This window comes from Mycolicibacterium sp. XJ662, assembly GCF_053484035.1.
On record NZ_JBEFTL010000001.1, the window covers coordinates 818,418 to 844,522 of the forward strand.

Consider the following 26,105-nt stretch of genomic DNA (forward strand, 5'->3'; position numbering starts at 1 on the left):
CGCCAGTTGCCGACATGGCCTCGCCGTCGGATGCACGCCCGCCCTGGCCGCGGCTGTGGCTGGCCGCAGGTGCTGAGCTCGGTGTCGCGGTGATCGTCGCCGTGATCCTTTTCGGCGCTGCAACGACCACCTCGTCCGACGATTCCCATTCCGGCATGCATGCGCACGACCATGCCGCCGCGGCGCATTGGAGCCCCGCGACGGTGGCCGCTGCCGTGGCGACCGTCGCCCTGTTTGTCTGGTGGGCGATCAGTCGGAACCGAATTCCCGCTATTTTGACTGCGGTCGGACTGGTCGCTCTCGCAATCTCGGAGCCGGTTCGGCTGATCGCACTGCAGTCGCACCTCGCCGGCATGGTCGTGTTGGAAATCCTGTTGGTGGCGGTACCCCTGCTGCTCATCTCGACGGGGCGATTCCGGTCAGCCGCCGTCCCCAACCGCTCACCGGTCTGGATGCTGTGGGTGGCCGGGGCGGTCGTGGGATATTCGGCGCTGTTGATCGGCTTGCACCTACCCGGCATGCACAACAGCGCGGCGGCGTTGCCCGGTATCCCGCTGTGGCTCGTCGCGCTGACCCTCGGCGTCGGGATCGCGTACTGGGCGGCCATCCTGCTCACCGCCGGTCGCGTCACCACCGCGGCGCGGCTTCGTGCGCTTCTGATCGGCCAGGAGGTGGCGGCCATCCTGGGACTGGCGGCCGTCATCCTGCCCTCGCCGATCATGGCTCACGACAGCGTGTTCGGACTTTCGAGTGGCACCGATCAACGTCTCGGCGGTGTGGTCATGCTCCTCACCTGCGCGGCGGTCACCCTACCTCTGGCCCGCCGCCTTCAACGCTGCGAACCGGGGCGCGGCCCCCGAACGGAGCACAATGTCGCGTGACATCGAACATCTGGTGCTTCCCACAGCCGACGACCCCTCATCGAGCCTTCGGGATCTGCTCGACGCCCAACGATCGGATTTCCTGGCGGCAGGGCCGCCGCCGGCGGCGCTGCGACGCGACCGGATCGACCGTCTGATCCTGCTGCTCACCGAGAACGCCGACGAGTTCTCCACGGCACTGCACGCCGATTTCGGTAACCGGCCGCATGCGGTGAACTTGCTATCCGAAGTGGTGGGCATCCTGCCCGATATCAAGGCCACCCGGCGTCACCTCGACGCCTGGATGCAGCCGCAGCGGATCAGATCGGGCGTACTGATGGGAATGCCCACCGTGGTGGAAAAGAAGCCGCTCGGCGTCGTCGGCATCATCGGTCCGTGGAACTTCCCCGTCAGCCTGGTGGTCCAGCCCGCCGCGTCCGCCTTCGCCGCAGGCAACCGTGCGATGATCAAGTTCTCGGAAGTCACCGCACGCACCGCGGATCTCTTCGCCGCGAAGGTAACTGAGTACTTCGATCCGGTCGAGCTGACGGTGATCACCGGCGGTGCCGACGTCGGCGCGGCGTTCAGCGCGCTGCCGTTCGACCACTTGTTCTTCACCGGTTCACCGGAGGTCGGCGCCAAGGTCGCCGCCGCCGCGGCACAGAACCTGGTGCCGGTCACGCTCGAACTCGGCGGTAAGAACCCGGCCGTCATTGCACCCGACGCCGATGTCGCGGCGATGGCCCGGCGCGTGATGGCAGCCCGGGTAGCCAATGGCGGACAGATCTGCCTGTGCCCGGACTACGTCTTCGTGCCCCGGGCGAAGGTGAATTCCTTCGTCACCGCGGCGCTCACGCACGGGCACCTCGCCGCCTCGCAGGACGGGGAGGCGGGTTTGGTCAGCATCGTCGACGCGAAGAACTTCGACCGGGTCAGCTCGCTGATCGAAGACGCGCGAGCGCGCGGCGCCACAGTACGCGACGCCGGCACGCCCCTTGACCGCACCAGCCGGCGGATCCCACCGACCGTGGTGCTCGGCGTAACCGATGAGATGCACATCAGCCGCGAGGAAGTGTTCGGCCCCGTGTTGTCGGTCCTGCCCTACGATAACCTCGACGAGGTCTGCGCGTACGTGGCGGCGCGCCCGGCTCCGCTGGCTGCCTACTGGTACGGCCAGACCGATGACCATTTCGAGAAGTTCTGTGCGCGAACGCAAAGCGGCGGCGTGGCGGTCAACGACTTCGCGTTGCATTGCGCTGTCATGGAGGCACCGTTCGGTGGGGTCGGCCGCAGCGGGTCGGGTGCCTACCACGGCAAGACGGGGTTCGACACCTTCACCCATCACCGCACGGTGACACGGAGCAAGCTCCCGGTGAGTTTCGCCGAGCTGATCACCCCGCCCTACGGCCCCCTGCTTCCGCGTGTGCTGCGGGCCTACATCGGTTGGGAACGCCGCACCGCCGCGCGCCGGATGTCACGGCGCCGCCGCGACCCCGATCCTGCGTAACACCCGCGGCCGGTGTGCTAGCGGGGTAGTCCCAGCCCGCGGGCGATGAGTCCGCGCTGCACGTCGTTGGTGCCTCCCCCGACCACGTACATGATCGACTGACGCAGCCCGTATTCGAACGCGCCGCCGCCGGGAATCGAGGTGTTCGTCCCGTCGCCGCTCAGTGCGGCAGCGGGTCCGAAGATCTGTAACGTCGCCTGGCCGAAGTCCTCGGCGAGCTCTCCGCCCATCACGCCGGCCATCGCTGCGTCGAACATCGCGCCGACATCGGTTGCGCTGGCCCGGACCGCCGCGGTGACCAACGCTCTGGTGGCTTGCACACGGACCGCGAGGTCGGTGATGGTGGCCCGCTTGGCCGAACCGCGCTCGCCCACCAGGCGCACGGGGTCATCGGCGACGAAGTCCAGCAGATCGTCGAGCTGACGGTGCAGCGCCGCCGCGATGTTGCCCATCAGGATCCGTTCCTCTGAAAGGGCGTCGACGATCACCGCCCAGCCGCCGTCGACCTCGCCGACCCGGGCAGAATCCGGTACGCGGACATCGTCGTAGAAGACCGTGCACGACACCTCACCGGACAGGGCGGTGTGCTGTTGGACGGTGATTCCCGGGGTGTCCAACGGGAAAAGGAACACCGTGATGCCGGCATGTCGTGGTTTGGCATCGGGATCCGTACGCGCGGCCAGCCAGACCCACTCCGAGGCGTGCGCATTTGTCGTCCAGAGCTTTTGGCCGTTGATCACCCAGTTCTCACCGTCGCGGACAGCGCGGGTACGCAGCGACGCCAGGTCCGATCCCGCCTCGGGTTCGGAGTAGCCGAGGCAGAAATTCAACTCCCCCGACCGAATGATCGGCAGGAACTTCGCCTTTTGCTCCTCGGTGCCATGGCGCAGGATCGACGATCCGATCAGGGTGACCGATCCCAGCGCCTTGGTGGCGCCGACCCGGTGGTAGGTCGTCTCCTCGTTGAGCGCCACCTGCTCGGACAACGACGCGTTCCGACCGCCGTACTCGGTGGGCCAGCCGAAGCCCAACCAGCCCTGTTCGGCCATCGCGCCGATGAACTGCGGGTCCATGTCGATCGGCGTCGGGGCCCTGTCTCGCGCACCGTTCTCGGCGAGAAAGCGGACATAGTCGGCGCGGAAGGCCTCACCCACATCCCCGAGGTCGGCCGCAGGCAGTTTGGCAACGGTCTCGACGAGTATGTCTGCGACGGTGCCCGTGCCGGTTTCGATCGTGGACAGCACGGTGACATCGGCGTGGACTCGCCGGAACAGCCACGGCGCTTCGTGTTCGGTGAAGTAGCCGGTGGCCGCCAACGTGTGATGCGCACCGAACTGCACCCTGGGTGCGACGGCGGCGATGTGCGCGATGGCAAGCTCGGCCATCAGCATCGCGTCGGCGCGATCATGTTGCAGTGCCGAGATCGCATCGGCCACCAGCAGATTGGCGGACCTGATGTCTACCTGACACTGTGCGGTGCGCTGCTGGACTGCGCCGAAGCTGCCGATCACCTTGCCGAACTGGACCCGCGTCTTCGCGTGTTCGATCGCCATCTCGTGCGCGTACTCGGCTGCCGCCAGCGCACGCGCGGCCTTCCCGAGCCGCACCAGGATCAACGCCCGTTCGGCACGATGCCTGTCGACGCCGACTTCGGTCACCGGCGCACCCAACCGCACCCGCGTCCATGCGGGGATGGCCAACCCCGCCAGCGGCACCTGTTCGAGGATCGGCCGAAGTTGCCCGCGTCCCCCTGCGGCCGGGACGACGAACACATGGGTGGCGGCGCCGCCGGCGTCGACTGGTGCGGTCGGGTCGGATGTGAGCACCGCGCGCAGTGTTCCGCTGCGCAAACCTTCGTCGTCGAGGAGTTCTGCGGCGGCGTACATATCCAGGACAGGCAGCGGACACGCGACACGCCCGAGCACCCGTTCGGCGGCGATCGCGAAATCCAGCGCACCGGCGTCGGCGAGTTCGAACCAGCCGCGGTCGGCCGCCGTGCCCCACAGCTTTCCGATGTCGCCGGTCTCCGCGGCGGTGGCGTCGCCCCAGGCTTTTTTCAGCAGCGCGGGAGCGGAGTCAACGAAGGCGGCCAGCTCGTCCATGTGTCTGCTCCGTTCCGGCCGGGCCTAGACGATCTCGGCGGCCAGCGTGCGCAACCGCTGCTCACAGTCGGCCACTATGCCCAGCGCGATCTCTTTTGCCGGGCGCAGCTCCGTGAATGATCCGACCACCTGCCCGATGAAAAATGTCTCCAATTCGAGCGCACCGGCATGTCCGTTCCCCGCAGCCGCGTCGATCCGGCTGAACGCTTCGTTGACCAACATGGGTTGCAACGGCAGGGGCAGTGGCTGCGGGCTGTCGGGACCCTCCCATTCGGCGTGATAGGCGCTGCGGAGTTGGCGCGCGGGCTTGCCGGTGCGCAGCGGCGAGCGAATGGTGTCATTGCTGCCCGCGGCGAGAAACTTGTTCTTGATCGCCAGCGGCGTGATGTCTTCGAAACTGTTGAGCCACACCGATCCACACCACACGCCGGCGGCTCCCAGTGACAGGCCCGCGGCCATCTGCGCACCGGTGGCGATTCCGCCGGCCGCCAGTACCGGTCTGCCCTCGGCGACCGACACCACCTCCGGCGTCAGCACCGTCGTGGCGATGGTGCCGGTGTGCCCGCCGGCCTCGGTGCCCTGCGCGATAAGCACATCAACCCCCGCAGCGACCTGACGCCGGGCGTGCTTGGCCTGCCCCACCAGCGCGGCGACGACGACACCGTTGGCCTTGGCACGCTGCACCAGGCTTGCCGGAGGTGTACCGAGGGCGTTGGCCACCAAGGCAATCGGATGTTCGAACACCACGTCGAGCAGCGCTTCGACACCGTCGGGGTTGATCGCCGCGGCGATTTCGTCGTTGATCACCGGGTCCGCGTCGGAGGGTAACTCGGGAATTTCGTACTTGGCGAGCAGATCGGCGATGAACTGCCGGTGCTCGTCGGAGATCTGTGCCCGCAGGCTGGCCATCAAGTCGTTCGGGTCCCCGAGCGCTAGTTTCTCGGGCACGAGGAGATCGACGCCGTAGGGCAGGCCGTCCACCTGTTCTTCGATCCACGTCAGTTGCGCGTCCAGTTCCGCTGGGGTGTAGGCGGTGGCGGCCAGAACGCCGAGCCCGCCCGCCTTGGTCACCTCCGCCACCACCGCGGGTGAGCGGTTGAATCCCACCAACGGGTGTTGGGTGCCGATGAGATCGGTGAATGGGGTGCGAATCGCCACGTGTTCTCCTGATGTTCCGGATGGTTTAGCCGGGCGGGGTTTCGAGGACGCCGTCGTCGATCAGCCCGTCGATCTCTTCGTCGGCCATCTTCAGCAGGCTGGTGCAGATTCCGCGCGTGTCGGCGCCCATCAGTGGGGCCGGCCGCAGCCTCGGTTCGTCGATGTGCTCGAACAACGCGGGCGCCATGTCGACGTCCAGCGGTTCAGCGAAGCCCGGCTGTTCGAGCGTGGCAAGTTGCCGGCGTGCGGCCAATTGGGGATTGTGAAGCAGATCGCCGACGTGCGCGGCCGCACCGGCGGGAACGCCGGCCGCCTGCAGCTGATCCTGCGCCTCGGTCGGCGTCTTGGACGCGATCCAGGCCGTCACCGCCGTGTCCAGTTCGGCTCGGCGGGCAACCCGGCCCTGCGCGGTGGCATAGTCGGGGTTTGCGGCCAGGTCGGACCTGCCGATCGCATGCGCCAGTGCGGTCCACTGCTCGTCTGCGTGCACGTCGACGGCGCAGTAGGCGTCCTCCCCCTTGCACGCGTAAACTCCTGACGGAGCATCGAACTCACCGAGATTACCGCGTGCGGTCATGGAACCCGGCTGCAATGCTTCCCGCACATAGTCGGTGGCGAGTTGGCTGAAGATCGTCTCCATCTGCGCGAGGCTGATCCGGTACCCTTTCCCGTTCCGTTCCCTGGCGACCAGCCCCGCCATCACGGCCGCCACACCCACCCGCGACGCGGAATGATCCGGGTAGACCGTCAAGTCGTCACCGAAGGCCTCAGCCGAGTCGGGGTGTCGCCACAACTGGGTGAGACCGACGGTGGCCCGGACCAAAGGTCCGTATCCCATCTGCTTGCTCCATGGACCGGTGCTACCGAGCGCACTGCTCTCCAAATAGATGATGCGCGGATTGATCGCCCGAAGGGTCTGGTAGTCCAGCCCCAGCGACTCCATGGTTCCGGGCTTGAAATTGCTGAGCACCACGTCGGATTCGGAGACAAGGTTCTTGAAGATTTCCTTGCCGGCGGCGCTTCGCAGGTTCAGCCCGATGCTGCGTTTGCCGCGATTACCCAATGCGGCTGTGTAGCTGCAGGTTCCGGGTTGGTCAAACTGGCGCAGGCCGTCGATGAACTCGCGGTTCTCCACCTTGACGACATCGGCTCCCTGGTCGGCGAGGAGTCGGCCGGTCTCCGCGCCGACGACAATTACCCCTAGATCCAGTACTCGCAGGCCCTCCAGCGGGCGCACGGGGTTCGGTGCCGGAGGTGGCCCGGCCGGTACACGCGTTTCGCCGGTTTGGCCCAACACCTCGGCGTTGTGTTCGCCAAGGGTCGGGGCGCGGTGGCGGAAACCCGCCCGACGCCCGTCGACTTCGAGAAAGCCGTTCGCGATGGCGGCGGTCATCCCGGGTGCGATCTCCGCGTGGACGAACGACTTGCGCACACGGATGTGTTCGGAACTTAGCACCTCCTGCGCGGTGTGCAGGGCGGCAACAGCGATTCCGAGTTCTCGACCGCGGGTGACGATCTCGTCGCGGGTCTGGTCTGCGAACAGGTCGATCAACGCGGCGCGTATCGCGTCCCAGTGCATGAGCCGGGTGAACATCTGCTCCAGTCCTGGATCGGCAAGATGCTCGGGCCTGCCCAGCCAGTCGAACATCGCGCGCCACTGCTTCGCCGACGCGATGAACATCCGAACATGTCCATCGCGACACGGGAGGATGGGATAGAGCATTCGCCGGTCGGGGCGCTCGAGCGGCGCGTTGATCTGCGGTTGGCCCATCGTCGCCGACCCGCCGACGCCGAAGCCGGGGTCCATGCCCCGCACGACCAGGTCCAACAACGCGCAGTCCACGTAGTCGCCGATCCCGCTCACGGTGGCCTGGTAGTACGCCAGCAACACGGCGAACGCCGCCTCGACGGCGGCCGTTTCGCCGGCGAGTTCGCCGGGGGGAACCAGCGGTTCGCGTCCGGGTGCACCTGACCGCGTGAGAGCGGCCGACATCGCCGTCAGGACCGGTTCGGAGGCCTTCCAATCGCGGTACGGACCGCCCTGGCCGAAGTTCGTGATCGAGGCGACCACCAGTCGCGGGTTGCGCGAGCGCAGGTCGCGATGGCCGAGGCCCAGGCCGGCGAGATACCCGGGCGCATGGGATTCCAGCACGACGTCGGCGTGGTCGGTCAGGGTCCGCAGGGCCTCGCGGTCCGGTTCACTGGCCAGGTCCAGCACGATTCCGCGCTTGTTGGCGTGGGCGGTGGCGAACCGCAGGCTGTGTCCGGCGTGCAGGGGCTGCCGATGGCGAGACGGTGCCCCTCCGGGTGGTTCGACCAGGACGACGTCGGCGCCGAGGTCGGCGAGAAAGCGCGCCGTCACCCCGGCGACGCCATCGGTCAGGTCGATCACGCGGACGCCGGTGAGTGGGAGTGTGGTGTCAGGCATCGTTGCCTACCTTTCGCCTAGCTGTCGATGGCCGGAACGCGGCGCGAGACATCGGACCGCTCAATGGTTCTTCCACTTCGGAGCTCGCTTCAGGGCGAACGCCGTCATGCCCTCGATGGCATCGGCGCTTGTCATCAGTTCGTCGACGACATCGGAGGGGGTACGGACGGCCGCGACAGTGTCGGCGATGGCTTCGGTCTGCGCCATGAGCTCAAGCGAAAGTCGCACGGACGTCGGTGATCCCGCGATGATCTCGGCCGCCAGTTCGCGGGCCGCCTTCAGCGCTTGTCCGTCGGGAGCAAGCCGGTTGACCACACCCAGTTCGTACGCCCGCGCCGCGTCGATGCGGGCGCCGGTCAGGATCAGCTCGTTGGCCACCTTGGGTGGCACGGTGCGCGGCAGCCGGACCAGGCCGCCGGCGCCCGCGATCAGGCCGACCTTGACCTCGCTGAGCGCGAACGTCGCCGCCTGCGCGGCCACGATCAGATGGCAGGCCATCGCGATCTCGAAACCGCCACCCATGGCGTAGCCATTCACCGCCGCGATCACCGGTTTGTGCATGCGGCGGCTGGTGAGCCCGGCAAATCCGTTGAGCGGAATGTACATCGGTTTGCCGCTGGCGCTGTAGATCAGGTCGTTACCGGCGCAGAACGACTTGTCGCCGGCACCGGTGATGATGGCCACCCATAAATCGTCGTCGGCGAAGTATGCGTCGAACACTTCGTCGAGTTCCTCATGGGCGGGTGGGTGCAGGCAGTTGCGCAGGTCGGGCCGGTTGATCGTGATCTCCAAGACGCGGCCGTCCCGTTGCACGGTGATGAACTCGTAGTCGCCGCGCAGCCTCGGTGGCCGCTTCGGGAAGAGGTCGGCTGCCGTGTCCTCCGACCTCGTGACCCGGTTACCCTGGCCCAGCGCCGTCACGTAGACCGATTGGCCGATCGGGTCGTCGGCGCTGCACAACATGTCCATCAACTCGTCGTCTTCCGGTGCGACGAGCGCGATGAACCTGTCACCGTTGGCAACGAGCCGGCCGATGACGATGCCCTTCTTGCCTTTTCGGGTGTGTTCGACGGTGAACGTTTCGATGGTGGCCCAGCCGTTGGGATGGGGATCATGGCGGGGGGCGTCGAGCGCATCGATCTCTCGCTGCAACGTCGCGCTGGCATCTTTGCGCAGCGGGCTCGGTGTCGTGCTGTAGATGCCGACCGATGTCTTCGACAGCACGCCACCGTTGGCGGACACCAACGCACGGCTGCCCGGCCTGGCCCGTACGCGCGCGACCGCCTCAGCGATGGCGTGCATCGAGTAGTTGTTGCCCGGACCTCCGAAGTAGGGCAGTCCGCCGGTGAGGGTCAATCCCCGCGGATCGTCCGGGGAGAGGCCGAGAGCATCGGTGATATTGGAGACGGCGATGGGAAAGCACGAGTAGAAATCGAAGAAGTCGACGTCGTCGATAACGATCTCGGCCACCTCGAGGGCGTGCCGTACCGCCATCGCCGCTGAGGGCGCATCACCAAGGGCGTTGCGTTCGAGCAGGTTTCGCTCCCGCAATTCGGCCTGTCCGTGTAGGTACACCCAGTTGTCTTCGGGGATGCCGAGCCGGCGTGCGGTGGCCACGGCCGTCAACACCACCGCGGCGGCCAGATTGACCATGTCACGAGCGACGAGGAAGCGGGTGTAGGGCTCGGCGATGACGCGGTTGCGTTCGGTCACCGCGACAAGTTCTTGTGCCGAGCGCACATCTCGGGCCGCAGCCAGGTTGTTGGCCGCCGCGATTTCGGTGAACGGCGCGAACAGTTCACCCATCGCCTCGGCATATTCGGCTCGCGACTTTCCCTGGGCCGAACGTCGCGCATTCTCGAGGAGCCCGTACTGCACGGGTGCGTTGATCAGACCGTGGCCGATCTGCTCCAAGGTGACAAGGCCCTTGAGCCCGAAGCCGCGGTCTTCGAAGACGCCGTCCGGGTCGTCGGGATCGTCGGAGAAGTCCGGTTTGTCATCCGATTTCGCGAGATGTCCGATGGTCGATATGGCCTCGGCGCCGGTCAGCACCACCAGGTCGGCTCGGCCGCCGGCGATCTCGCGGCCAAACTCGATCACGAGGTGCTGCGGTGACTGCCCGCCGGCGATCTCGAGGACGGCGCGTCGGGGCTTTGCGCCAAGACGATTCGCCACTGACAGCGTGAACGCGGACGATTTACCCAGCGGTGCCGGCGCTCCCGGTGTCGAGTCCTCGAATTGCCGGGTGGCGGCGACCACGTCAATCGCGCCGATGAGCGCGTCAGCATCCGCGGCAGTGTCGGCGACTGCCGCACGGGCCGCCTCCACGGCAAGGTCGATGGGCGACAACGCCCGATATCCGGGATCGTCGACACGATCGGCTATCTGGCCGACGCCGACAATGACCGGCGTCTGCCCATCGATATCGGTATGCACAGTCTTCAAACCCTTCCTAGGCGAAGCCTTTGGGAACCACGCCCCGGAGATACCCCGAAGCGGTTCGATGCGGGTAGTTCCGACGACACACGACCGTCATGAAAGGACCCGTTATGAAAGGACAAGGACGCGGTGCGCGCGCTCGTAAGGATCAGTCACTCCGGGCAACGGTTTCGCCGCCTTCACACCGTCCTCCTGTCCGTGGTCTCGCCTGCGAAGATCGCGGCGCCCTGGTACCGCGCAGGGAGTATTTATGTAACCAGGATATATCTTTGTGGGAAGTATGGCTTCCAATTGGTCGAAAGGACGTCGAAGGGACGTCGAAAGGACACTGCTTCGATGGATTCCTCGGTACTTGATGACCTGGTTGCCGAGCAAAAGGTTCTCGACGACCTGGTAGACGGCCTCGACGAAGCACAATGGGCGACTCCCACACCTGCCGCGGGCTGGACCGTTTGCGACCAGATCGCTCACCTGGCCATGTTCGACGAAGTGGCGACAACGTCGCTGACCGGCGGAGGTGAAGCGCGCTTCGCTGAGATCATCGCCGCGGTGGCCTCCGGCGACGCGGCGTTCATCGACACCCCGGCTGGAAACACTCCGGGCAACGAGGTTCTGTCGTCATGGCGACAGGCTCGCGATGACGAGTTAGCGGCGTTCCGGCGAATTGACTCTGCGGCACGGGTGCCGTGGGGGCCGAACCTCATGTCCGCGGTCAGCTTGTGCACGGCTCGCCTCATGGAGACCTGGGCACACGGGCTGGACTGCTTCACGGCTCTTGGCGTGGAGCCCGTCGACACCGACAGGCTGCGCCACGTCTGTCACATCACCTACCGTGCGATACCGCATGCCTTGATGGATTCCGGCGTCTCGAGGCCAGAAACGATCGACGATCTCGTCGTAGAGGTCTCCTCGCCCGACGGAGCCATCTGGCGCTTCGGACGGCGGGATGCGCCGAATCGGATCAACGGGACCGCCGCTGAGTTCGCCCGCGTCGGGGTCAGGCGGATGCCCCTGGCGGATTCGGCGTTGCGTGCGCACGGACCTCTTGCCGAGGCGGCCCTGCCGAACCTCAAGGCATATCTCTAGTCCCACAAAGAGCTCGGGTTGAGATTCTGCGCAAAACGGGTTCGATCAGACCAGAGTGTCATCCGCGAGGTTGCACTCCTCGGCGATGAAAAGACGCATCGAGTCGCGGTCGATGAATTCGGCTTCATCCCGCGCGAGCACCTGGCCCTCTTCGCTCGCTGCCCATCCCACCGTGGCTTCAAGATCGGCCATGTTGTCGAACCAGAACTCCGACACCGCGTCATACTCAGGTTCCGGGCCGCCGGGAAATTGACTCAGGTAATTGCGGACGTACTTGCGCAGTAGCGGTGAGACGCTGTGCGCAAGAGGCACGTGCCCCGTTTCATATCGGTTCTTGAACTGCTCGGGCGTCAGGTCGGGACGTCTACGGACGAAGAGGATGAGCTTAGCGGTCATGACTGTTTACTTCCTTAGCTGTCTGTGATGGACGCCGTAGCGGCGGGGTTGTGGCCGAAGGTGAGGTGGCGCGTTCGCCACATCCCCCAGCCGTGAGATGGGGCAAAGGCGTTGTTACTCAACTCATCTGTTGCCTCCCGTGGTGGCACACTGCAGAATGGGCCGCGGGGACTACTTGGCGAACTCGATGTCGCACAAGTCGCTGTCATCAGCGCGGGCCAACTCCGCCTCGACCCTCACGCCGCACTCCGGACAAAAGAACTCGCGCAGGCTCATTCGCGCCGCCATCTCGGGGTCCGGCGAGACATAACTCGCGCCCAGCTTGTCGCCTGGAGTCTCTCGCCGCAGCAGTAGTTCCTTATACGAGGCCGCGCGTCCGAGGTCCGCACCGCATAGGCAGGACCATGCGCCCTCGTTGTGGCGCAGTGCATCACCGACTCGGTCGGCGTCGGCGGCGTCCTCGCCCGGGAAATCGAGTCGGGGTGCATATCCGAGACGGAGTTGGCGGATGATTGCCCGCTGTTTCGCGGTCGCCGCCGCGTCGGGAACCCCTGCTGTATCGAAGACGACGCCGTAGGTCGAAGCCGCGGTCTCCTCCGAGCACGCCCCCTCGGCCAGGTCTTCGGCCACGCGGTTCGGGTCGCGCAACAACGGGTCGCCATGTCCGGGTGCGACGGGATTGGTCATCGTCCACACGTCGCCTTCGGTCATAGGCGGGTGACTGCCCCCGCTGTAGGGTAGCGGTGTCTCCATCCCATCGAGTTCCGAGAAGTCCTGCGGGATAAGACCTCCCGCCAGAAGCGCGTCTGCGTGCACATCGGTCTTGACCCGCATCCCCCCCAGCGATCCGGCGTTTGCTCCCCACAGGCCTTGGGTCTTGGGAATCGTTTCATTCTTGTAGAGCGAGAGGACGGCGGCCTCGACTCCGTGCATCATGTAGCCCACCTCTACACCGCGGCCGCCGCGGAACCGACCGGCGCCGGCGGCTTCACCGGACACGAGACGGCGATACAGCGCGATGACCGGGCTGCTTTGCTCGTTGTGTTCGACGTTGGCGCCGATGCCTTCGGGGATCCAAAAGTGTCCGCCCGCGTCCACGCCGTCCTCGTCCGCACGTGCGCCGAGCGCTCCGATCATGCCGTCGGCGTCGAACATCTGGAATGGGCCGTTCATCGGCGTCGATCCCGCGCAGATCGCGCCGTAGAAGTTCGTCGTATTGGGACCGAGCGCCCGCGCGCGGACCGCCGGCGTGCCGCACGACATCATCTTTGCGACCGCAACCGCCGCGGCATTGATATTCAACATCGCATTGCGCGAACCGACCGGTCCGACCGCGGCGGGAAACTCGGCGCAGTTGAGCAATCCTGGTTCGAGCTCGAAATCGACATTGGTGTACACGCCCCCGTAGCAACCCGACAGATCGGAGACGAGATTCGCCGTGACGGCGGCCAGCACCGCACCCGAGAACGCACCGAATCCGCAGTTCAGGGAGCCGGCTTGCGGATCGGTACCTCGATTGTCGATCACCAGGCGCCCGCCCTCTTTGGTGACGCCGACCTGAATGCGGAATACGCCGTCGTCGCCGGGGCGACAGGTTTCGGCGTACACCCGGTGCACCCAACGCCCGTCGGGAATTTGGGCCAACCGCTCCTCGAAAATCTGCCGAGCCGCGACCATGGTGCCTCGCATCACCGCTTTGACGGCTCCGGCGCCGTACTTGGCGACTAGGGCGCTGAGCTGCTCGCGTGCCCGGCCGCAGGCGGCGATGCTGGCCCGCAAATCCATCCCCACCATGGGGGATAACCGGCTCGAACGGGCGAACAGGTCGACGACGTCGTTGCGGATCTGACCGCCGGACATGATCGTGGTCGGGGGCAGGCAGATGCCCTCTTGGAACACGTCTTCGGCCGCTTCGTCGGTGCTGCCCAACTTGATACCACCGAGGTCGAGGTGGTGCATCGTGTTGGTGACCCAGCCGAACAGGCTGCCGTCGGCGAATACCGGCGCAGCGATACACGTGTCGGGCTGGTGCGGTGAGCCGACGTATGGGTCGTTGGAGATGAACATGTCGCCCTCGCGGATGCCAGGATTGGCCGCGCGGTGCTCGAGCGTCCACTTGGCGATCAGCGAACTCGCCGTGGCGAAATACTGCAGACCCGGACCCATGAAGGGCACATCGCCGTCTTCGGTCAGCAAGGTCGTTTGCATATCGCGGGTAATCATCACCGCGGGCGAGATCGCCAACCGGCATAGCAGCGATGCATGCTCGAAGTTCAGCTGAAGCAACGAGTACCGGATGACTTCGTAGGTGACCGGATCAAGATCTTCGGCCACGTCGGTGTGAAGCGATAGACCCGGCGCAATGTCCAGCCGAGCCCCGGGCATGTAGGGGCGCTGCACCCCGTCCCAGTAGCGGGCCTGTGGAGCGGCTTGAACCATCTGCCTGTCCGACGTCACTTCGCCTCCAAAGGCGCTAGCAGGAGATTGCCCCACACGTCACGGGTCAACCGGTGTCCGGGCGGCACCGAAACCGAGGTGTGCGGCAGTTGCACGAGCGCCGGACCGTCAACTGGGCTGTCGGCGGCCAGATCACTGCCATCCCAAACGCTAGTGCTCACCCAATCCATCTCGTCGGGCCAGAACACATCCTTCGTTGCGTGGTGACAACGGGTCGATCCGTCTGATTGTGACTGGGGACGTGCCCCGGACGCGATCCGCGCGCGAACCCGTAGTGCGAAGGCCTCGATTCCATGAAATAACGACACCGCTCCGGAACCATAAAGCCGCGAGTACGCGTCAGTGAAACGAGACGACAGTTCCGCCGTCCATTTCTCGGCGTCGCTGTCGGGCAACGCAAGCCGGATGCTGTATGCGTACTGCTCGGCGTAGCGCAGTAGCGCGAAACGGTCGAGCATGATCTGATCGGAGTCGAATCCGACCTCCGTCAGCGCCTTGGATGCCGTCGTTTCCAGTTGGTACAACAGGCGATCGAACTCTTCATGGTTGAACGGCGCGGGAAGCAGGCACTCGGTGTCGAAATACCGGAACACATCAGTTGACGCAATTCCGTACGCGGACAATGCCGATGCACCGTTACCCAGAGGGATCATGACGCCTGCCGCCCCAAGGTCGTCGGCAAACCCCCAGGCATGCACTGGGCCGGCGCCGCCGAAGGCGTAGATCATGAACTCGCGCGGATCCAGCCCCTGTTCAACCGTGCGTTGTCGGATCAACGTCGCGGCGTTGTTGTTGTTGATGCGTAAAATTCCGGCCGCCGTCTCTTCGGCGGAAAGGCCTAGCCCGGCACCCAACTCGGCCAACGCGGCGCGGGCGGCACCGATGTCCAATGACATTGTGCCACCGAGGAACCCACTTGAATCCAGAAGGCCGAGCACCAGGTCGGCATCGGTTACCGTCGGCTGAGTACCGCCGCGCGCATAGCAGACCGGGCCGGGGTTGCTGCCGGCTGAGGACGGGCCGACTCGCAACGATCCGGAGTAGGGATCGATCCATGCCAGAGAACCACCACCACAGGCGATCGAGCGCACATCGAGCGCCGGTGCGCGGTATGTGTACTGGTCGATCACCCGCGCTTCCGCGAGCACCGGTTCCCCACCCACGACCAGTCCGACGTCAAAGCTGGTGCCGCCCATGTCCGTTGCTACGACATTGGGTTGCTGCAGGGTTGTCGCAAGACTGGCTGCAGCGGCCAGGCCACCGGTCGGGCCGGAATCAAGTGTTGCCAGCGGGACATCGATTGCGGTGGTCACGGGAACCACGCCGCCATGGGATTGCATGATCAAAAGTTCGTTGCCCAGTCCGCGACTGCGTAACTGGTGTCCGGTCTCGACCATGTACTTGCAACTCGCCGGACCGATGTAGCCATTGAGTACGGTTGCCACGGTGCGCTCGAACTCGCCGAGCCGCGGCGAAACCTGTGAGGACAGGCTGAGGAACAGCTCCGGTCGGATGTCGCGTGCCAGCGCCGCGATCTGTTCCTCGTGGACGGGATTCTTGAACGACCACAACAGGCTGATCGCCAATGCGTCGATCGGTTGGAACTCAAGGAACTCGGCGAGCTGAGCGCGAACACGTCGTGGGTCGGGGGCGACCAGCACCTCACCGTGGCGGTCGATGCGTTCATCGACCTCGAGAACGCAGGCGGGCGCGACCAGCGCCGCGGGCTTTTTGGTTTTTTGCATGTCGAAAACACGGTCGATCGGCAGACCCGCCACCCTGCCTGCGCCCCGCATGATTCGAAGGTTGTCGCCGTGACCGCGGGTCGTGATCAACCCGACACGAGTGCCCTTGCGCTCGACGACCAGATTGGTGCCGATCGTCGTGCCATGGCTGAACCGGTCTGTCGCCTGCAACAGCGTCTCGACGTCACGACCGAGGCTCGCGGCCAGCAATGCCACTGCTCGCATAACTCCGTCAGCGGGGTTGGTGTCATGCGTGGACAACGTCTTTGCCTGTGCGAATCGGCCGTCTGCGGTAAGGGCGATGCCGTCGGTGAAGGTTCCGCCGATATCAACGCCGATCTTCACTGAATCCGCTTGCATCAGTCACTCATCTCCATAGCGTCGCGGTCTCGCTCATCAAGTCGGACAGAAGTCTTGGGATCGTGTTCGGCGCAGAGCTCGGCTTTCGGTACCTTCCCCATTGCCGTGCGGGGCAGCGCTCTCTCGCGAAACTCGTACCACCGTGGTCGCTTGTACGGGGCCAGTCGCTCGAGACACCACGCGTCGAGCTCCCCGGGGTCGACCGGACCACTCACCACCACAACTGCCTTCACCGCCTCGCCCCAGCGTTGGTCCGGGACGCCGATGACGGCCACCTCGCTCACCTGAGGATGTTTCAGCAGCACCTGCTCCACTTCGACGGTGTAGACGTTCTCGCCACCCGGCTTGACCATCTCCTTCGACCGCCCGACGAAGTAGAGGTAGCCCTGTTCGTCGGTGCGCATGAGATCGCCTGTGCGAAGCCAGTTGTCGCGTGTCGCCTCAGCTGTGTCAGCCGCCAGGTTCCAGTAGCCGGCCATTGTGCTGGCACCCCGTAACGCCAGCTCCCCCACGGCGCCGACTCCGACCTGGGTACCCTTGTCATCCAACAGGATTGCGTCGGTCAGCGGCAGTGGACGCCCGATGGTGCCGGGGCGACCGATCTCGTCGTCAAGGGTGCTGCGGGTCGCGTAGCCGCCCGCCTCCGTGCTGCCGTAGATACCTGCGAATTCAGCCGTGGGTAGCTTTTCGGCCAAGAGGTTGAGCGTGTCTTTCTTTTCCATGCCGGCCCCACCGAGAACCATGCGTAGCTTCGTGCCGGACACATCGGCCGCTGGATGCCGTAGAGCGGCCGCCAAGCCGGCGGGAAACGCGGCCACCGTCACTCCGTGCGAACGGCAATTTTCCCAGATGTCCTCTGCCGATGGCGATGCCGGCAGAACGATGGTGCCGCCCACGGCGAAAGCGGTCAAAGCCTGGCCAACTCCGGAGACGTGAAACAGGGGGTTGGCGATGGTGACCACGTCGCTGTCGCGGAACCCGAATCCCATTATCTGGTTCGAAACTGCCGCGAGCCAAGCTGATTGAGATAGCAGACACCCCTTGGGACGGCCAGTGGTGCCCGAGGTGTAGAGCTGGGTCAGGATAGAGCGGCCATCGGGCCGAGGCAACGCCGCTCCGCCCACCTGGCCCACATGGTGATCGGCCAGTTCGTTGAGTTCGGGCCCGGTCTGCCAGACGGTGCGTTCGAACAACCCGGCGTCCGTGGCCACCGAAACCAATGCCGGGTCAATCACTGCGAATCGTGAGTTGGCATCTTCAACCTGGAAACGGATCTCGGCGGCGATCAGGCGTACGTTGACCGGCACCAACGTCGTTCCAATTCTCGAGCACGCCAGCAGGACTTGTAGGTACTGCGCGGAGTTCGAAGCAAGAAGCGCGATCCGATCACCCGATGCGACGCCGGAAGCCGCGAACCCCGCCGCCAACCCGTCCGCGAGGCGGTTCAACTCCCGGTAGGTGACGGCGCCGTCGCCATGTCGGATGGCGATGTGGTCAGGACTGCGACGGGCTTGTCTCGCAACGAGGTCCGCGACCAGCAATTCTGTGGAAATTGTCGGCCCACCCTTCCGGTCGAACCACTGGAGCGGATCGGTCCACTATGGGAATATACCAACTAGGTTATATCAATGTGTGTTGTTGACGGAAGAACGGAACGAAGCCCATGGAGCCGATCGTCGAGTTGGCGCCGCCAGGTGCATTGCCGCTCGCGGAAGAGCCGCCCAACGTCACCTCCGCGGCGGTGGCCACGTTATGAAGCCGCTGTTCGGCAGTGCCAGCCGACGAAGCGCCGCGCCCCCCGAGGTCATTTGGGAGCTGCTCACCGACATCACCCGGATGGGTGAATGGAGCCCGGAGTGCACCGGCGGGCAATGGCTCGACGGAGCCGATCACGCAGTCGTGGGCGCACGGTTCCGCGGGTCGAATCGGTGGGGTCCGCTGACGTGGGCAACGACCTGTGAGATCGAAACAGTCGATAAGCCGAGCCATTTCGCATACGGGGCACGTCATTCCAGCGGTGCGCTCACGCGGTGGAGCTACGAGCTGCGCCCTGACGGAACCGGAACGCTGCTCACTGAGCGATTCCAGACAGTGGGTACGCCGACGGCGGTACTGGTCGCGGACCGGTTGCTGCGACGGCCCCGCAAACTGGCAGCCGGTATGGCGGCGACGCTGTCCAGGCTCAGCGCGGCGGCCGAACGCATGTCCACGTAGCCGCTCACGGTGGCCCCCACGCTTGGCGGTATCCCAAACAGCCCGGGGCGCAACGTCCCATCGCCGAATGGGTCGTCGCCCTCGCCGCCAGCAGCGCCGCTCAGGACGATGCATTGCGTATTAATCTATAACCAGGTGAGTGATTAGGGAATCAGGCGTCAGTGCTTTGACGGCAGAAAAGTGTGGTGATGTAAGCCCGCCGGCGCCGGGGACGCTCACTGAAGTTTGGGACGGTCTGTGCTGAACCGTCGACTTCGAGCTTTGGAAAGGTGCTCGTGATGACAGAGAATTCGGTGCCGGCCGGGGTCATTCCTACGGTCGACGCTGCGCTGCGCGGGCTGGCGATGCCCCTGCAGGAGGTGATCGAGACGCAGCGGGCGATCCGGCGCTTGCATCCCGACGCGGTAGACGATGCCGTACTTCGGCGCGTCATCGAGCTCGCTATCAAAGCCCCCAACGGGGGTAACGAGCAGAAATCCGTGTTCGTCATCGCGAAAAACGCGGCTGTGCGAGCGGAGCTGGCGCGATTGAACCGCAGCGGCTTTCCGCTCCTGTCGTTGTACTACCGTCGACGAGTACGCACCGACGCCGCGTGGGCTCGCACGTGGAAGGCAATCGAGTGGCAGCGTGACCATTTCCATGAAATACCCGTTGTAATAGTTGTGTGTTGGACAGGTCGAATTCCGCGGCGACCGATCCTGTTGAACTCCGCGCCATACGCGTCGGTTTATCCGGCAACACAGAACTTGTTGTTGGCGGCGCGTGCCGTAGGCCTGGGCGCTGGCTTCATCTCACTGCCTCTCTGGCGGCTCAGGAAGCTCCGCTGCATTCTCGGCCTGCCTCGCAGCGTCACACCGGTGGGCGTGATTCCGCTCGGCTGGCCGCGCGGCAAGTACGGACCGAACACCCGCCTCCCGGTGGGCGAGGTGACGCACGTGGACCGCTGGGGCAATCAACCATGGCGGGGTGAGTCTCGTTAGAACGCCGCGACCCGCATGGGCTTATACCGCGTCAAATCCGTTGTCTGACCTGGTTAGTAGAGTTTGGGATAAAGTGGCGCCGAGGCACGCCGCTTTCATCGGCGGCTTTTATTAAGGCATCACCGGTTGCACAGGAAGCTTCCCGCTAGGTAGCACACATAACCGGCCATTGCGACGATCGCGATCGGTCGCGTGCGGCCAACTGCGATACCAGCACCCAGCGTGGTTTCGATACAGCCGTTAATGAAGACATGTTTTCGGGTGTCCCTCCCGAAAACCGAAGCAACCATCGAATCGAACAACTGGGGGACGATGAAGTGCGCCATCCCAGCACCAGCCAATCCCAGCCCGGCCAATTGTGCACGCCGAGCGCGCTTTTCGGCGGCAACTGTCATCACTTCAGCACCTTTTCTGCGATCTATGATCGTCGCCCAGCCGCTTTCGGCATAGCCGCAAACCCTGAGATCGTCACGGCGGACTGAGCCACGTCCCCGTCGGCGTGACGAAGAACTTGTACGGGCCGCGCGAACAGTAGGTGCTGGAGTCGGCCATCGTCGCGCACCGCGTGCCGTTGTACTCGATGTAGCTGCGAGGCGGTAACTCCCGCTCGGCACGCCCCGGGGGGAACTGAACTCCGAGCAACCAGTCGTACCGAGTGACGACGTTTCCGTTGACCCATCCGACGTTGTTGGTACCGGGTGGTGCGCCTCGGATATCACCCGTGCAGCCGAAGCTCCCCCGGTCCCAGATTCCGCAGTTGAGTCCAAGCGGTGCCGAGAACCACACCCCACCCGCACTTGCGGTGAAGTAGTCGTCGTATCTCACCAGCTGGTAGGACCTCAGAATCAGATCGGCGTCCGGATACGGATCTGCGGTCGGCTCCGAGTGCGCCGTGGGCTGCCCCATCAGCGACAGGCCGGCCGTGAGGAACGCCACAACGAATAGGTGACCGATCAGCCGCAGTCGCTCCTGTCGGTGTGTCACGGCAGGTTTCCCGGCGACGATTGATTCACCGATCGGTGCGGCACACTGCCGTAGCATGTCACGTTGCCGACATCGAGGATGCTCTCGCAAAGAAGTTCCTCGCCTCGATAGATGCGCACCGTCACGAACTTCCCAAGCAGGACGCGCCCAACGGTCGCCGCCGTACGGAAGTTCGGCCGCCAATCCGCGCGCAGCTCGGCACCCTCGGCCGTCGGGCTCGTCGCATCCACGACGGGGACCGTCAGCCGCCACGGCAGCGGAACATGCTGGAGCAGATGCTTACCCGAGGTGTCGCGATACTCGAGGCTGGCCAACCCGCCGACTGAATCAGAGAAGATCTCATACGTGACCATGTCCTGCGCGTGCGCCACCGGTGCCTGCATCACGCTCGCAAGACCCCCCAATACCGAAACCGCCATCACTGCGATTCGCTTCATGTGGCTCCTTTCCAAACGGGACAGGGTGAACGGGGCGGCGTCTACTCGCGGCTGCAGGTTTATCCACCCAGCACCACGGTGCTCATGATCCAGCCGGCTGAATTCCCCTGCATGACGCTGACCCCGACATCGCGGTAGGAACAGTCGGGAATCGCGCGATACCCCTGCAGCAACAGCGCCTTGATCGAGTTGGCTTCGGTCTTTCCGGCGCCGTACAAGATCGTCGATTTGTTGCCCGGATACCCCAGGTCCTTCAGCAGTGGCATCGCGTCCGGCACCGGCACGGCGCGCGCCCCGTGGTCGAGCCATACGTCGTTGGACTTGTTGATCTCGATGGCGGCCTGCTCAACGATCGGGTCGACCTGCAACGGTTCACAAGATGCTGCGCGCGCCCCGTCGACCGCCGCCTTGAGCCGGTCTACCGTGTCCGCCTGCGCCGGCGACGCCAGCGCCATTGCGGTGATCGCGACAGTCAGCATCGCCGCCGGCAACCCCGCGTGGCGAACAAGTCTGGGTGTCATCACTTCCTCCTATTCGCACACATGTGAGCGGTGGATGTCGCTGCCCCACCGCTTCGCCTTCTGCACCGACGGACCGGTGAACCAGTTCGGTTGATGGGCCAGGATTCCGTTGTTGACGTTGGACAATTGCTCCCAGAGCTTGAAGAACGCCTCCCCTTGGTAGATCGGGAAGTAGTTGTCGCCGAACGGATTCTGGGCTTGGGTGAGTGCATGTGCGCGCGGTGTCAGGAAGTCCACCGCCTTGGCGATGTTTCCGGTGACGATGTCGACCTGCTGCCCGATGTTGTCGCGGGTGTAGTCGTAATCCTTGCCGTCAGGGCCGATTCGGTTGAACTGGAGACGGTCGATCTGCGCCCGCAGGGTGGCGTACTGAAGGTTGAACCACTGACACATCTCGCTCATCGCCGTGATGTCGGCATCGGTGACCCTGTTCCTCGTCTGGTCGTACGGAAAGGGAAACTTCGGCTCCCAACCGGACGCGACTGGCGTGACGACCGGCAGCGGGCGGATCAGGTAACTGTCCGAAGGTGGGGGCGGCGGTTCACCGGGGCTGGCACCGGCCGGCACGCCCGTGACGATGGCCGTTATCGCCAGGGCCACCGCCCACATGACCGCGTGCCGGCGGCGCGTGCCGAATACCATTGAGAAACGACCGTCCAGCGTCATCATGACGACCTCAGTTCTTCCCACATTCCGGGTCTCAGTTCGGCTCCAGCGCCGAGCCGATGCCTCCGACATCTGCGATCTGCCAGTCGTTGTTGCTGTCGATCGTGGTGCTGTAGGTCGCCGTGGACTGCAACGCCTCCGGCGACTGGATGGTCTTCGTTTGCACGCTGACGAAGCTGTCTACGACATAGACGCCGTCGTTGCTCGACCTAACCTTGGCGACCAGCGGTCGGGCACTGGAACTCCACTCCAGCGGCACGAGGACCTGTTCCATCGAGGCGGCCGCCTCGGACAGTCTCTTGCTCAACTCCGGGGTCGTGCCCGCAACGAGCTTGGCCTTCCAGGCTTGAAGGTCCTTGTAATCCATCGTCGCCGCGTTCACCGCGTAGTCGAGTGCCATCTTCTCCGCGCGTGAGTTGTTCGCCGACTGAGCGGCCTGTGCGTCAAGTTCGTTGCGCGCGTCGATGTACAGCCAGCTGACGACGCCAACCGCCGCGATCAGCAACGCCATCGCCGCACCGACCACCAGGCTGCGGACGCTGATCGAAACCGAATGCGGCCTGCGCTTCGACTTCGTGTTGGGGGATTCCTCCTCAGTCGCCGGCGCAGCCGACGCATCCGGCATGGAATCGGCGACCACCGTCTCTGGGTCCTGTGAGTTCTCCGCCGCTGCAGCGGTTTCCGTAGCGTCTGTCCCGGTGGCCATCGTTTTACCCTTCGTCGAATCGTGTCCGCGGCCAGACGTGATCATCGGTGCCTGCGTCACGGTGTGACCCGCAGCGTGATGGTCCCGTCGGGCGGAACTGTTCTGAGTATGTTGTCCAGCAGCTGTCCGGTGTCGAGATTCATCAATGTGCCTGCGATCATGTTCAGCTTCGGCTGGAAAGCCTCACCAAGCACCTTGAGATCACCGCCCCGATCGTCGAGCAGCGCCTGGATACGCGCCATGAGCTTGTTGAGGTTGGAAACGTTGTGGGGCTCACCGCGGCGATCGAGGATCGGCACGTGCTTCATGAAGTCCTGATAGCCCTTGCTGAACTCCCGAAGTCGCGGTGTGAGACTGATCAGAATCGGACTGACCCATTCGGCATTCTTGAGCAGCGCCTCGAAGTTGCCGAGCAGTAGCCGCCCGCGGCCGTTCATCTCCTCGACGGTGTTGTTGAGGAGAACGCTCGTGCGCGAGAGGTTCGGCAACACCGTGTTCGGGTCCGGTAGCGCGGCATCCGCCTCGCCGATCACGCGTTTCAGGGCGCCGGGTTCCATCTGACTGAGCAGCCGCGTCACACTCGTCGCCAATTCCGAGACCGACGGCGGCTGCACAACTTCCTCGGTGGAGAACCGCTGACCGCTCTCCAGCACCGGTCCACCGGCACTGCGCGGCATCAGCAGGATGTAGGACTCGCCCAACGCCGACAGATTCTCCAATCGCACCTCGGTGTCGACTGGAATCTTCTCGCTGCCGGTGACGTAGAAGTCCACGGATGCCGCCTGCAGCGACGTGCCGGTGCCGGTCACCTTTCCGACGGGCACCCCGCGCAGCAGCACATTCGACCCGACCACCAGCCCGTTGATGTCCGGGACGTCCATGGACAGGGTGGTGCGATCGTCGGGCAAATCCACACGCAGTCCGAGCGCGGCGAAGTAGCCGAGTACAAACACGACGATCGCGCCGAACGCCAGGAAGGAGATCACGTCGCGCAGTCTCACGGCGTTCCTCATGGCATCGCTCCCATTATCCGCAGCACGTCTTGCACATTGCCCGACAACTCGCGCCCGTCGGGCCCGATGATCGACGTGATATTGATCGCCGGATACTTGTCCTGCGGCAGGAACGAGTCGGTGAAAAGCCGCCGCCACTTGGGTATCTCGTCTTCAACTGCCACCTTCGAGTGTTGAACCGCATCCATGGTGTCGGCCAACGAGTTCAAGAACGGGACCAGCCAGTATCCGCCGGAGCCGATGCTGCCGACGCCGGGCAGCAGGGTGGCGACGAAATTGCTGAGGGCGATGAATCGCTCCATGTTGAGCTGACCAGAGGGCGAGAGCAAGAAGTCGAACTCCGGTATGTGCGAATCCAGGGTGGCGGCGGTTCGCGACGCCCCGTCGAGCAGTTCGTCGACGCGATCGATGTTCGCCGACAGCGCCGCGAGGCTTTCGTCCACCTGCGCTGTCAGCCTCCGCACCTCACCACTCGAGGGGGTGACGCGGTTGAGCCGGACGACGGTGTTCTGTGCGCGCTGGATGGATCCACTCGAGGTGAAGTTTGCGAGGCTGGCGATCGTGTCCTCCAACTGTGGCGGAGACGTCGTCTGGGCAAGGGGAATCGACCCGCCCGGAGGTAGTGCGGGCGCGGGTGGAGTCCCGGGTTGGGGACGCTCCAGCGCAACATAGATGTCGCCGAGAACCGTCGTCTGCTCAAGGACCGCTTGAATGTTCGACGGGATGGCGACGTCTCGACCCACCCGCGCAGTGACCTTCACGAAGTCGGGATTCAACGTCATATCGGAGACGACGCCGACGGTCACACCGTCGAGTACCACTTTGGTGTGTTCGGGAAGGTTGAGGACACTTTCAAACTCCATCGCGATGTCGTATCCGTCGCCGAAAGACGCACCGGGGCTGGGGATCGCGTTGAAATTGACGGATGCACACGACGAAATCGCCAGGGCGCAGGCGGCAGCGATCGCGACCCGCGCGATTTGCCGCCTCATCGGTTCGCCTGCGTCAGAACGTATTGAAGCAACGCGACATCCACCGCATATGGGGTGCCCTGCACGTTGGCGCAACTGCCCGGCACCGACGCATTCATGATGTTGCACTGCAACACACCATCCGGTGTGCGGACGCGGTAGAGCGGTGGGCGATATCGGAGGGTGTCGGGCTGGTGGCTGTTGACCTGGTTCACCATGCCGTTGATCAGTCGGGGCGCCACATTCAGAATGCTGGCGTAGAAGGGGGCGCGTGGCGTCAGCTTCCTGATCGCGACCGACACCGCGTCGAGTGTCTGCTGAATCTGTGGGCCGAGTTGGGACTCAAGGTCTGCAGCCATCGTGAGGATGGGGATGATGCCCTCGTACGCCTCCGTTGTGTGCCAGCTGACGGTCACGAGCTCGGGTGCGATGAACTCGGCATCGGAGAACACACCCTTCAATGTCGGTTCGAGATCGACGAGGCTGGACGTCAACACACCGAGGTTGGTGGTGATGGAACCCAGATCGCCGATGGCCTGGTCGGGTGAATCCAGCACCGATGCCGCGGTGGTCAGCAGCGTGTTGGCGTTGGGTCCTTGGCTGCGGAGCGCCTCGTCGAAACCCTGCACGACGCCGGCGACGTTCGTCGAATCCGCCGGGCTTATCGAGTTGACGAAGTCGGTCGACGCGCCGATCACCTCCGAGAGGCTCTTTGGCGTCATCGAGCGGTCGAGCGGAATGCATTCGCCGACAGCCAGTTGCGGTCCTCCCTCGTAGTTGCCGACGAGTTCCAGTGACCTGTCGGCAAGGATTGAGGTCGATCTGATGACTGCCTGGACGTTGTCAGGTAGGGGCCGCTGTGCATCGGCGGTGAAGTCGACGCGGACAGAGGTCGCCGACGGGGTGATCGCCGATACCTTCCCGATTTCATAACCCATCTGGCTGACCGGGTTGTCGACATACAACCCGATGCTGTCGGGCATGATGGCGCAGTACTGGGCGGACTGCGCCTCGCGCAGGGACGCACACGAACCGCAGGCGAGCGCGGCGGCCACCGCGACCGACGCGGCCACTG

22 protein-coding genes are annotated in these 26,105 nt (G+C 64.7%); 5 read left to right on the forward strand and 17 right to left on the reverse strand.

Translation table 11 applies throughout. The features are described from left to right. Positions 1-89: 89 nt before the first annotated feature. Both ABQE93_RS03735 and ABQE93_RS03740 read left to right on the forward strand, forming a co-directional pair. Entirely contained in the window at positions 90-881 is a 792-nt protein-coding gene (locus tag ABQE93_RS03735; protein ID WP_448412315.1) for a cytochrome c oxidase assembly protein, read from the forward strand. Continuing rightward, complete coding sequence (locus ABQE93_RS03740; RefSeq protein WP_448405922.1) at positions 871-2,367, forward strand: aldehyde dehydrogenase family protein; 1,497 nt, start codon at positions 871-873, stop codon at positions 2,365-2,367. Before ABQE93_RS03735 ends, ABQE93_RS03740 begins: the two co-directional genes overlap by 11 nt. Before the next feature lie 17 nt (positions 2,368-2,384). Here the strand turns inward: ABQE93_RS03740 and ABQE93_RS03745 are convergent, their stop codons facing one another. The 4 genes from ABQE93_RS03745 to ABQE93_RS03760 are packed head-to-tail and all read right to left on the reverse strand — an operon-like array spanning position 2,385 to position 10,500. Continuing rightward, positions 2,385-4,469, reverse strand: coding sequence for an acyl-CoA dehydrogenase family protein (locus tag ABQE93_RS03745; protein ID WP_448405923.1), 2,085 nt, complete (start codon positions 4,467-4,469; stop codon positions 2,385-2,387). 24 nt (positions 4,470-4,493) lie between these two features. Next, complete coding sequence (locus tag ABQE93_RS03750) at positions 4,494-5,621, reverse strand: nitronate monooxygenase (protein ID WP_448406514.1); 1,128 nt, start codon at positions 5,619-5,621, stop codon at positions 4,494-4,496. A gap of 31 nt (positions 5,622-5,652) precedes the next feature. Further along, entirely contained in the window at positions 5,653-8,055 is a 2,403-nt protein-coding gene (locus tag ABQE93_RS03755) for a CaiB/BaiF CoA transferase family protein (protein ID WP_448405924.1), read from the reverse strand. Positions 8,056-8,115: 60 nt separating this feature from the next. Next, positions 8,116-10,500 (reverse strand): acetyl-CoA acetyltransferase, encoded by a 2,385-nt coding sequence (locus tag ABQE93_RS03760; protein WP_448405925.1) that lies wholly within the window; start codon positions 10,498-10,500, stop codon positions 8,116-8,118. 330 nt (positions 10,501-10,830) lie between these two features. On the opposite strand from ABQE93_RS03760, the gene ABQE93_RS03765 reads away from it, so the two are divergent. Beyond that, positions 10,831-11,580: a maleylpyruvate isomerase family mycothiol-dependent enzyme gene (locus ABQE93_RS03765; RefSeq protein WP_448405926.1), complete on the forward strand. Its 750-nt coding sequence runs from the start codon at positions 10,831-10,833 to the stop codon at positions 11,578-11,580. Positions 11,581-11,625: 45 nt separating this feature from the next. On the opposite strand, the gene ABQE93_RS03770 is transcribed toward ABQE93_RS03765, so the two are convergent. The 4 genes from ABQE93_RS03770 to ABQE93_RS03785 form a co-directional block, all read right to left on the reverse strand. Further along, the gene (locus tag ABQE93_RS03770) at positions 11,626-11,976 is read right to left on the reverse strand and encodes an EthD domain-containing protein (RefSeq protein WP_448405927.1); all 351 of its coding nucleotides are present in this window, start codon (positions 11,974-11,976) and stop codon (positions 11,626-11,628) included. A 171-nt stretch (positions 11,977-12,147) separates the two neighbouring features. Then, the gene (locus ABQE93_RS03775) at positions 12,148-14,433 is read right to left on the reverse strand and encodes a hydantoinase B/oxoprolinase family protein (protein ID WP_448405928.1); all 2,286 of its coding nucleotides are present in this window, start codon (positions 14,431-14,433) and stop codon (positions 12,148-12,150) included. Further along, on the reverse strand, positions 14,430-16,538 hold the full coding sequence (locus ABQE93_RS03780) for a hydantoinase/oxoprolinase family protein (RefSeq protein ID WP_448405929.1): 2,109 nt from the start codon (positions 16,536-16,538) through the stop codon (positions 14,430-14,432). The genes ABQE93_RS03775 and ABQE93_RS03780 overlap by 4 nt, the downstream gene beginning before the upstream one ends. Beyond that, positions 16,538-18,079 (reverse strand): class I adenylate-forming enzyme family protein, encoded by a 1,542-nt coding sequence (locus tag ABQE93_RS03785; RefSeq protein ID WP_448405930.1) that lies wholly within the window; start codon positions 18,077-18,079, stop codon positions 16,538-16,540. The genes ABQE93_RS03780 and ABQE93_RS03785 overlap by 1 nt, the downstream gene beginning before the upstream one ends. Positions 18,080-18,290: 211 nt before the next feature. Here ABQE93_RS03785 and ABQE93_RS03790 point away from each other — a divergent pair, with 211 nt between their 5' ends. Then, a complete protein-coding gene (locus ABQE93_RS03790; protein ID WP_448405931.1) occupies positions 18,291-18,752 on the forward strand; it encodes an SRPBCC family protein in 462 nt (153 codons plus the stop codon). 278 nt (positions 18,753-19,030) lie between these two features. Continuing rightward, positions 19,031-19,732, forward strand: coding sequence for a nitroreductase family protein (locus ABQE93_RS03795; protein ID WP_448405932.1), 702 nt, complete (start codon positions 19,031-19,033; stop codon positions 19,730-19,732). Between the two features lie 119 nt (positions 19,733-19,851). Here the strand turns inward: ABQE93_RS03795 and ABQE93_RS03800 are convergent, their stop codons facing one another. From ABQE93_RS03800 to ABQE93_RS03840, 9 genes are all read right to left on the reverse strand, one after another. Further along, complete coding sequence (locus ABQE93_RS03800) at positions 19,852-20,127, reverse strand: DoxX-related protein (RefSeq protein ID WP_448405933.1); 276 nt, start codon at positions 20,125-20,127, stop codon at positions 19,852-19,854. 73 nt (positions 20,128-20,200) lie between these two features. Beyond that, positions 20,201-20,716, reverse strand: coding sequence for a hypothetical protein (locus tag ABQE93_RS03805; protein WP_448438049.1), 516 nt, complete (start codon positions 20,714-20,716; stop codon positions 20,201-20,203). Continuing rightward, positions 20,713-21,153, reverse strand: a complete 441-nt coding sequence (locus ABQE93_RS03810) for a hypothetical protein (protein WP_448405935.1) — start codon at positions 21,151-21,153, stop codon at positions 20,713-20,715. The genes ABQE93_RS03805 and ABQE93_RS03810 overlap by 4 nt, the downstream gene beginning before the upstream one ends. Positions 21,154-21,212: 59 nt before the next feature. Then, positions 21,213-21,632 carry a hypothetical protein gene (locus tag ABQE93_RS03815; RefSeq protein ID WP_448405936.1) on the reverse strand — a complete coding sequence of 140 codons (420 nt, stop codon included), beginning with the start codon at positions 21,630-21,632 and terminating at the stop codon, positions 21,213-21,215. Between the two features lie 51 nt (positions 21,633-21,683). Continuing rightward, the gene (locus tag ABQE93_RS03820) at positions 21,684-22,283 is read right to left on the reverse strand and encodes a hypothetical protein (RefSeq protein ID WP_448438055.1); all 600 of its coding nucleotides are present in this window, start codon (positions 22,281-22,283) and stop codon (positions 21,684-21,686) included. Positions 22,284-22,374: 91 nt separating this feature from the next. Further along, positions 22,375-23,046, reverse strand: coding sequence for a hypothetical protein (locus ABQE93_RS03825; protein WP_448405938.1), 672 nt, complete (start codon positions 23,044-23,046; stop codon positions 22,375-22,377). Between the two features lie 56 nt (positions 23,047-23,102). Continuing rightward, the gene (locus ABQE93_RS03830) at positions 23,103-24,059 is read right to left on the reverse strand and encodes an MlaD family protein (RefSeq protein ID WP_448405939.1); all 957 of its coding nucleotides are present in this window, start codon (positions 24,057-24,059) and stop codon (positions 23,103-23,105) included. Next, positions 24,056-25,051, reverse strand: coding sequence for an MlaD family protein (locus ABQE93_RS03835; RefSeq protein WP_448405940.1), 996 nt, complete (start codon positions 25,049-25,051; stop codon positions 24,056-24,058). The genes ABQE93_RS03830 and ABQE93_RS03835 overlap by 4 nt, the downstream gene beginning before the upstream one ends. Beyond that, on the reverse strand, positions 25,048-26,103 hold the full coding sequence (locus tag ABQE93_RS03840; protein WP_448405941.1) for an MlaD family protein: 1,056 nt from the start codon (positions 26,101-26,103) through the stop codon (positions 25,048-25,050). Before ABQE93_RS03840 ends, ABQE93_RS03835 begins: the two co-directional genes overlap by 4 nt. Positions 26,104-26,105: the final 2 nt, after the last annotated feature.